The organism is Telluria sp. AZSoR62 (assembly GCF_058111565.1).
On the sequence record NZ_JBYTST010000032.1, the window covers coordinates 1 to 1,105 of the forward strand.

The following is a 1,105-nucleotide window of genomic DNA, read 5'->3' on the forward strand; positions in this document are numbered from 1 at the left end:
TTTCCACCGCCTCCAGCATCAAGTCGCGGATATCGTCGCCACTGTAACCAGTCGGGCTGGCCACCCAGCCGATAGCCTCGCGGTCGCAGCAGTCCAGGGCGAAGGTCACGCTTAGCTTGGCGCCGTCTTCACAGCGAAACTCAAAGCCGTCAGAGCACCAGCGGGTATTACTGGTTTCTACGGCGATACGACCTTCGTGGCGGCGTGCCACGCCGGGTTGTTTGATCCGTCGTTCCAGCAGTAACTGATGATCGCGCATCACACGGTAGACCCGTTTGACGTTGATCGGCGCTTGGCTCTGCTGTTCACGCCGACGACGCAGCAAACCCCACACACGGCGGTAGCCGTAGCTGGGCAGCTCACTGACCTCGGTGCGAATTTCTTCGACCAGAGCCGTGTCGTCCAGTACGCGGCGACGTCGGTCTGGCTGTGTCGCAGAGCTGAGCCGAACCGTTAATTGCGAGCGCGCTACACCGAGACTTTCACTGATCAGCTTCACAGGTCGTCCCCCGGCAACAAGGGTGAGTGCGCAATCCATTTTCGCGACCGAGCAATCTCCACGGCTTCCTGAAGGATCTCGACCTGCATGGTTTTCTTGCCGAGCATCCGCTGTAGCTCGCGGATCTGCTTGAGCGCGTCGGCCAACTCGGAAGCAGGCACCACGCTCTCTCCAGCACTGACGGCCGAGAGGCTGCCGTTCTGATAGAGCTTGCGCCACTGAAATAGCTGGTTGGCATTAACGCCGTTCTGCCGAGCCACCACCGACACGCTTTGTCCCGGTTGTAGGCTCTCGCGAACCATGGCCAGTTTTTGCTCTGGGCTCCAGCGGCGACGCCGCTCCTGGCCCAAAAGCTCCCCACCCTTATCGTTTCTATTAGTCATATACACAGTCGTTTGCCTATCCCTTATGTTAAGGGGGAAACGGTGTCCTGTCTTTCAGGGGGCTCGTCCAACCGGCAACAACGATTTCCCCAAAGACGCCATCCGTCACGGGCCTCAACTGGTCGTCGACAATTTTGACATACGTATTATCGATAGGTTGACCGAGTGGAATCTTGTCATTGTCGTGATCGCACACCTCATGAAATACCATCCCGATGGATGC

1 protein-coding gene and 1 pseudogene are annotated in these 1,105 nt (G+C 58.1%); both read right to left on the reverse strand.

The features are described from left to right. A pseudogene (locus tag AC3XQU_RS22665) lies at positions 1-882 on the reverse strand (IS3 family transposase); the annotation flags it as partial. 28 nt (positions 883-910) lie between these two features. Beyond that, on the reverse strand, positions 911-1,105 hold a 195-nt coding region (locus AC3XQU_RS22670), incomplete at its 5' end, for a hypothetical protein (RefSeq protein WP_489876424.1).